Below are 8,432 nucleotides of genomic sequence, written 5' to 3' on the forward strand. Positions count from 1 at the left end.
AATCATCATAAGTAGAGTCATCATAATAAGAATCGTCATAATTAGATTCATCATAACTAGAATCATCAGTAGTTTCTTCTTCAGGTTCTAAATCTCCTACTAATGGTTCTTGAGTAAAATCATCTAGAACAACTTCTAAAGAAATTCCATATACTTGTAAAGTAATTAATTCATTTCCAGAACCAAATACGAAGATTTCCCAACCTTCATCATCTTGATAGTAATAACCGTCTATGCCATTAATGGTAGTTTGTTCAAAACTTTCATTAACATATGATTCTACATCCTCTTGAGTGAGGTCTCTACCATTTGCTAAGTCAAACTCAAGAATTTCTAAATCTACTTCCCAGTCATACTCATCACTATCTGGCAAGTATATTTTATTATAAGTAAATGTATTTTCATTATATTCATCTACATCAAGAATAAATGCTGTAGGAATATTGAATAGATAGTTATTTACATTTTGTTGCATAGTTAAATCAAGAGTGATATCTCCTGAAGATTCATCAGAATCTTTATTCTTGTCAGAATTTACACTCTTTTTTTCATGACTTATTTTAGAATGGCTTCCATGATCTGAAAGACCGGAACCACCATCATCAGCATTATTCAAACCAAATGCTGCAACACCAGTTGTAAGCATAATAGCAATTACAGCTATCAATATGACATTTGTTGAATCTATACTAACCCCTCCTTTAATTTTTAAAAAAAAAAACTTTTTTATATAAACAACAATCCAAAATTAAAACTATTGAATAATTGAAATGTGAAAAAATAATAAAAAAATAGTAAAAGATAAGTATAAAACCCCCAATTACTATATTTTTTTAAAATCTAGAAATAAAAAAATCTTGAGAAATTTTTTAATTCTATATATTATACTTGAAAAAGATAATATATAAAATTTGCTAATAGCTTGCTAATAACATATATCTAATATGAACATAGTAATATATGTATAAAAATTAAACTTTTAATCATGAGAACTCAAGATATAGAAAAACTTCTTAATGATAATAAAAAATTAAATGAAGAAAATAAAGAGTTAAAAAAAGAAAATACTGAATTAAAAGTAAAAATAAAAGAGTTAAACTATAATTTAAATTCCATTCAAGAAGACCATATATCAAAAGAATTAGATTCAAAAATAGACTATGAAACTTTTGATGAAGTGAAATTTACTCATAAATTTAATGGCAATAAAGAAGATATGAGCATTATTTCATTTTTAGCAAGATCTAATAAAAGAGTAGATATATTAAAATCATTAGAAGAAACTCCGAAAATTCCTTCCATTATTGCTAAAGAAATCGGGGATAGTAGTCATCATGTTTCTAAATATTTAACTAGTTTAAAAGAAAAAGAACTGGTTATCTGTCTTAATGAAGAAGATAAAAGATTTAGATTTTATAGAATTACTGCAAAAGGAAAACATTATTTAGAAATTATTGAAAATAAAAAATATTAAAAAAAGAAAAATTAGTAAAAGAATTTATATTAAAAATTTTTACCAATTTCATAAGCTTCTTTTAAGATGTCTTCTCTTTCTTTAGCTTCACCAGGCATTTTTAAATCTCCTGCATCAATGGTGCCAACAAGTTCCATCTGCAGATTGTTTTGGAATGGTTGGGTGATGGTTAACTGGAGATAAGAATCATAAGAACCTGTGAAAGCATGAGTCAAAACAATAGCTGCCTTTGCATCTTCACCAAAGCTTTTTTCAGGATTATTAAAAATGCTGTAGAACCTATCTACAATTGTTTTAGCTTGAGCAGTCATTTGACCAAAGTAAATTGGGCTTGCTAAGATAACACTAGCTCCATTTGCAAGCTTGTCAATGATCTCTGTTCCATCATCTTCATATCTGCAATCATTTCATTTATTGCATAATTCACATCCGCTGCATGGCGCTACATCGAGATCATGTATAATGTATTTTGTTACAGTATGACCGTTTTCCTCTGCACCTTTAGCTATTTCATCTACAATTATCTCACAATTACTGTTTTTATGTGGACTTCCTATTAAAGCAAGAATTTCCATTTAATCTCCCTCCAAATAATAAATTTCTAATAAAAAGCTATTTATTTTTTAAAATTAGAATTAACATTTACTTTATTTGATTAAGTATTCAAAGATTATAAATTTGTAAAAAAGGAAAATGACTATATTAACAAGAAAAAATTGAAAAATATATGAAAATATATGAAAAAATAAAAACACTAGTTAATTTTATAAAAAAAAACAAAATTAACTAGCAATTGTTTAAAAAATTAGATATAACTTGTGTCTTGTTTTCTGAAGTGTGCTTGTGGGTGATCACATAATGGACAGACTTCAGGTGCCTCTTTTCCAATATGGATGTAACCACAGTTATTACATTTCCATGCAATCTCTTCATCTTTTTTAAAGACTTTGTCTGCTTTTATCTTAGCAGATAAAGCATTGTATCTGTCTTCGTGGACCTTTTCAGTAGCACCTGCTGCATCAAATAAATCTGCAATCTCATCGAATCCTTCTTCCCTTGCGGTTTCTGCAAATCCCTTATACATTACAGTCCATTCTTCATGCTCACCTGCTGCAGCATCTGCAAGGTTGCTTAAAGTGTCAGGCACTTTTCCACCATTCAACAGCTTGAACCAGATTTTTGCATGTTCTTTCTCATTGTCAGATGATTCCTGGAAAATGTCCTTGATTTCCACATAACCATCTTTTTTAGCTTGAGAAGCATAAAATTCATACTTTACACGAGCTTGAGATTCACCAGCAAGAGCTGCCCTTAAGTTTTCTTCAGTTTTTGTTCCTTTTAAATCTACCATAATAATTCCTCCTAAGATTAATTAATTATAATAATCTAGTTTTATACCAAAAAATATTTTTAAAAATTGTAAAATAATAACAAAAATAAAAAATTTACAATCAATTTACAAAATTTATTTGCGCTTCATCAATTAAAGGATAAATGACCAAACTATCACCATCAAGATTTTCCTTGTTTAAATCAACAGCAGTTATCTGATGATTATCATATGTCTTATAATATAAAATTCCCTTATTGGTGTTGTAACAGGATGAATAAATTGTATATTCATATAAATCTGGATCATCAATAAATGTCAATCCTTTCTGTTGTTCAACAGACGCCAAAATATGGAAAAATTGTGAAACGCTTTCACTTTCACTTTCGCCAGAGAATGAATTTTCTTTAGTGAATGCCACCTTTACGAATCTTGATGCAGAAGACAAGTCACCAGGAAGTCCAATTGAACCCATACCTCTGCTATAAGTATCCAATTCAAGATCTTTAGAGAAGGTATTATCTGGAGTTTTAACTGATAGATTTCTATAGTTATTCAAATTAAATAGCTGCATATCAAAGGTAGGATTATTAGTTAAAACCCCTACAGGATTATCATAAACTTTCAATCCATCTTCTAAAGGTTCAACAATAATAGATGAATTCTCATCAGCTATCATCCAATGAAGTGGAGATAAAGGCAAGTTTTCCGAATAGTTTATATTTACTAAATTAAGATTCAGAAGCAATTCTTTAACATCCTCTATCGACTCTGACTGCGATAACAAATAAGGAATGAATTCAAATGGTGTCACATTCACCATATCGTCCTCAATTTCCCTATAAACAGCATTGCCCACAAAGTTAAGACCGGCAATAGCTACTCCTTTTTCATTGCAAGCATCATAGTATAAAGGATATTCATCAATTCCTGCAGTAATACCAATTATTGCAAAATGTGATTTCATATCATCTATTTTTCTAAATTTGAATTCGTAGTTTCTTGGAGTTATGCAAACTCTTTCATTATATGAAATTTCATAGTCAAAGTTTCTGCCAAAATAATGTTTTGCTGTTAGATATTCACTTGCAGTGCACATTTTAATACCTCCAAAGTTAATGTAATTAAATGTTCATATATTATGGAACAATTAGTTAATTAAATATTTATTTAACCCCATATTTAAACTTTTGTATAATAAATTAGAAAAATTTTATAAAATTATATAAATAAAAATATTAAAAAATAGACAATTTTTATATAAATCTTAAAAAATATTAAGAAATATTCAATTATATAAAATAAATAGATAAAAAATTTGAAAAATGGTCAACATTTTCAAAAATGAAAGAAAAAGTTGGGAAATTCTGATAATTAAAAAAAAATAAAAAATAGAAAATAAGAGAAAACTCTTATTTTAAAAAAATATTATTCTTCAAATGGTTGTGGCAATGCACATGCATCGTTTCCTTTAGCTAAGTAACTGTACACTAAAGCTGCAAGGATAGCACCTACAATAGGGCCAACTAAATAAATTGGGAAGAATCCCCAAAGGTTAGCTCCACCAAGCAAGGTGTCCATTAAGTAAGGACCAAAGGTACGTGCTGGGTTGATTGAAGCACCAGTGAATGCACCAAGTACAATGATTACAGCAGCTACAGTCATACCAATGGAAATACCTGCAACACTAGGGTCTGCTTTCTTATCCACAGCAACACCCATTACAACAAGCATCAAGAAGAAAGTACCGATACATTCAGCAATCATTGCGGGAATATAACCTACACTCAAACCAGGAGCAGTAGCACCTAATCCCCCAATTGTTATAGCAGGAGCTCCTAAACATACGAATAACAATAAGCTTCCTAAAGTTGCACCAATCACTTGAGCTACGATGTAGTAAACACTGTCAATCAATGAAATGTTTTTGCTAACAAGCAATCCGATTGTTACCGCAGGGTTTAAGTGTGCACCTGAAATTTTTCCAAATAAGTAAATACATGCCATTACAGTTAATCCAAATGCAAGTCCAATAGCTAACCAGTCTCCCAAACCACCAAGGAGTCCAATACCAGCTGCACCATGATCAACACCATCATCAATAAGTAAAGTTACAACAGCAGACCCTGTACCGAAGAACACTAGGAAAAAGGTACCGATAAGCTCTGCTATGAATTTTTTTGTAATATTACAAGAAGCCATAATTTCTCCCCATAATTAATTTTTAAAAATTTCCTTGATAAAAAAATAACTGTAAGTTAATTAATTAAAATCAATATTAAATGGTTCAATTAATTAAAAAATAAAAAAATAATTAAGCTAAAAAGCTTAATTAAATTTAGATTTATACAGATTCTTTCCATTGACAGTATTCGTGTTTTGCATCAATGATGCAAGAAGCACAGTTTTTACATCCTCTTACAGGTGAACCCGGAACTTCTTTGTTAAGTGCAATGATGTTTGTCATCATGGTTGCAGTTACAGGTTCAGGAGTAAGCAAGCATGGGTAGTCTGCAAGTCTCATTAATGAGGAGAATCTTACTGTAATACCACATGCAGGATATGTGTATCTTTGTGGGTTCATAAGAACTTCGTTGTGAGTGATTGCGCCTAAGTCAACAGCAAATCCATTAACTTTAGGTACAAGATCGATTTTTGCACTGCTTCTTGCTTTTCTTGCAGCGGATATGTAAGTGGAACCTCTGTGAATCATGTCCATAAAGTCACAGTTGTGCAATTCTGCAGCTGCACCTCTTGTAGGATATTGTTGTACATAGTTGTGGAATCTTTTGGTTAATAAGTCTACAACCATGGTAGAATTGAATCCGTCTAATTCAAGAATGTATTCAGTTGCACATGCAGTGGAACCGGTTGCTAAGTTCAAGACTTGTGAAGGGTGCATGAATTTGCCTATGTTGTCTTTTAAGGAAGCTTCCATTACTTTAGCGGTTGCTTGAATAATTGCTAAGGTTACATCATCCTTACACATGTTATAGCTTGCTTGACCGATATGGTGACCAATATCACCAACACAGTAAGCGGGTACAGTTACAATATTACCATAGTGTACACCGTCATCCATAGCAGCTTTAACAACAGGTCTCATTTCTTTTTTGTATCCTTCCATGAATGATCTTACATCAAAAGAGGAGTGTCCTGCATCATCCATCAATTTTCCTTGAGCTTCTACAGGTTCTTTGTAAATCATTTGCATTGATTCGACTTCTTTTGCAGCTGCTTCTGCAGCAGATGCACCATTTTCAATAGCATGAGCAAATGAGTCACCAATACCATAGGAAGTGTTCATACCCCATGATTTTGCAGAAAGAATAGCTTGCTTGTGCATTACAGGAATATTAATGGTTTTCAAGATTTGGTTTACTACATTGGAAGTACTTCCTGGCATTAAAGCGAAGTCCACTACACAGGTAGGTCCATAGAATCCACCGTAACGGCGAACGGATTCTTTTGTAATCAATGTTTCACTGTCAGCAATAGCTTGAATAAATGTAGCCATACTGTCTGCGAAATCACCATCTTCCTCACATAAGATTTCAAGAATAGGAGGAGTTTGGTAATGTTCAATAAATGGATCATCTTCCGGTCTGATGGTATCAGCTACAGAAGTCAATACCTTATAATGGCTTTCTACAGATTTTTTGTGAAGGTCGATAACAGATTTTGCTTGACCATCTGCACAAGTCATGCCTGCTACAGCATCTGCATAAGGTTTTGCATCTGTAATCTTAAAGTCGTTGTATCTATTTGCGCTAATTACATCAATATCTGCTTGAAGAGCCGCTACTGATTCATTAATCATTTTTTCATATAATTCATTCATCATAACACCACATTATATAAAAAAAATTCGACCGCTAAAGTTTATTTTATTTTAAAAGGTTAAATTAAATTAATTAATTTAAAATGTTAAATTAAATTAATTCATTCAATATGTTAAATTAAAATAAACGCTCTGAAGATTAAGATTATATAAAAAAATAGATTTGAAATATTTTAATTGGATAAAAAATGAAAATTTATCCTTTTTTTTAATGAAATATTGAATAAAAATCTATTAGATATAATCTTCTCTTATATAATAATTAATTATAAGAATATATATAATTTTTGAAATGATTCTAACGTATATTAATAATATAATATCTATAAAAAAATAAGGAAAAATAGCTATGCAATTTGATTTAATTTAATTAAATATATGGTTAAATGATAGTTTTAACTAAAACCATAAAATTATTTATTATAAAATTAGTTAAAAAGGAGATAATCGATATTAATATAATGCAACAACTTGACACGTGGATATGAGTGTCATAAAAATAGTAAAAATAGTAAAAAATAAAAAATGTAGAAACTTCATTAAGAAGTCTCAAAAAGATATCAAGAAATAAATATTGAGAATAGATATAAGAAATAATTTAAAATTATTCTACAATGTATTTCTTTAAGTCTTCAGCCTTATCGGTTTTCTCCCATGGAAGACCTTCAATACCGAAGTGACCGTATTTAGCGGTTTGCTTGTATTTGGTAGATCTTAAGTTCAAGGTTTCGATGATTCCATCAGGAGTTAACCTAAAGTTTTCACGAACAATCTCATCAAAGGATTTGCTGGTCTTTACTTCAGTTCCATAGGTATCCACCATAACAGAAGTTGGCTCAGCAACTCCAATTGCATAGGAGATTTGGATTTCACATTTTTCAGCAAGTCCACTTGCCACAATGTTCTTAGCAATGTATCTTGCCATGTAACATGCGCTTCTGTCCACTTTAGTGCAGTCCTTACCTGAAAATGCTCCACCACCGTGTCTTGCATATCCTCCATAAGTGTCTACAATGATCTTACGACCAGTTAATCCTGCATCACCATGAGGACCTCCGATTTCAAAAACACCAGTTGGATTGATGTGCTCTTTAGTGTTTTCAGTCATCAATTCCTGTGGAATGACTGCTTTAAAGAGCTTTTCACGAATATCTGCCTTAAGTTGCTCTTGATTGTTGGACATTGTCTCATCATGTTGGGTTGAAAGAACAATTGCATCCAATGAAAGAACATTTCCATCCTTATCGTAGTTTACAGATACTTGTGCTTTACCATCAGGTCTTAAATATGGAATTTCACCAGTTTCTCGGAGTTCTGTTAATTTATTTGTAAGCTTACGTGCCAAATCAATTGGGAATGGCATTAATGAATCAGTTTCATTAGTTGCATAACCGAACATCATACCTTGATCTCCAGCACCGCTTTCTTCACCTTCACGGTCTACACCTTGCTTGATGTCTGGAGATTGAGCATGAAGCAAACTGACCACTTCACAGTTATGACCATCAAATTTCAATTCAGGATTGTCATATCCGATTTCAATGATAGTGTCTCTAATGATTCTTTCAATATCTTCTCTAGTAATGTTGGCATCTGCTGTAACTTCACCGAATACCAAACAGAAATCAGTTGTAACGCAAGTTTCACATGCAACATGAGCATGAGGGTCCTGTTCCATGAATGCATCTAAGATAGCATCTGAAATGATGTCTGCAACTTTATCAGGATGCCCTTGGGTTACTGATTCAGATGTGAATGTTTTGTATACTTCACTCATTTTTTCACCA

At 31.4% G+C, this 8,432-nt stretch carries 7 protein-coding genes and 1 pseudogene; 1 reads left to right on the top strand and 7 read right to left on the bottom strand.

Annotated features, from left to right (window positions below; translation table 11 throughout):
• Positions 1-667, bottom strand: a 667-nt coding sequence (locus tag VW161_RS08245) for a hypothetical protein (RefSeq protein WP_325192909.1), incomplete at its 3' end; no start/stop codon positions are given.
• A 318-nt stretch (positions 668-985) separates the two neighbouring features.
• On the opposite strand from VW161_RS08245, the gene VW161_RS08250 reads away from it, so the two are divergent.
• Positions 986-1,474, top strand: a complete 489-nt coding sequence (locus VW161_RS08250) for a winged helix-turn-helix domain-containing protein (RefSeq protein WP_304103442.1) — start codon at positions 986-988, stop codon at positions 1,472-1,474.
• A 29-nt stretch (positions 1,475-1,503) separates the two neighbouring features.
• On the opposite strand, the pseudogene VW161_RS08255 reads toward VW161_RS08250, so the two are convergent.
• From VW161_RS08255 to metK, 6 genes and pseudogenes are all read right to left on the bottom strand, one after another.
• Positions 1,504-2,049: pseudogene (locus VW161_RS08255) on the bottom strand (flavodoxin family protein).
• A 230-nt stretch (positions 2,050-2,279) separates the two neighbouring features.
• Entirely contained in the window at positions 2,280-2,825 is a 546-nt protein-coding gene (gene rbr / locus VW161_RS08260; protein ID WP_325192910.1) for a rubrerythrin, read from the bottom strand.
• Between the two features lie 100 nt (positions 2,826-2,925).
• Positions 2,926-3,903, bottom strand: coding sequence for a choloylglycine hydrolase (gene bsh / locus VW161_RS08265; protein WP_304103437.1), 978 nt, complete (start codon positions 3,901-3,903; stop codon positions 2,926-2,928).
• Positions 3,904-4,232: 329 nt separating this feature from the next.
• Complete coding sequence (locus VW161_RS08270; protein ID WP_304088971.1) at positions 4,233-5,006, bottom strand: MIP/aquaporin family protein; 774 nt, start codon at positions 5,004-5,006, stop codon at positions 4,233-4,235.
• A gap of 142 nt (positions 5,007-5,148) precedes the next feature.
• Positions 5,149-6,645: a DUF2193 domain-containing protein gene (locus VW161_RS08275; protein WP_304088974.1), complete on the bottom strand. Its 1,497-nt coding sequence runs from the start codon at positions 6,643-6,645 to the stop codon at positions 5,149-5,151.
• Between the two features lie 604 nt (positions 6,646-7,249).
• A partial coding sequence (gene metK, locus VW161_RS08280; protein WP_304103434.1) for a methionine adenosyltransferase occupies positions 7,250-8,432 on the bottom strand: 1,183 nt, incomplete at its 5' end.

It is taken from the genome of Methanobrevibacter ruminantium (genome assembly GCF_016294135.1).
Taxonomy (GTDB): Archaea; Methanobacteriota; Methanobacteria; order Methanobacteriales; family Methanobacteriaceae; genus Methanobrevibacter; species Methanobrevibacter ruminantium_A.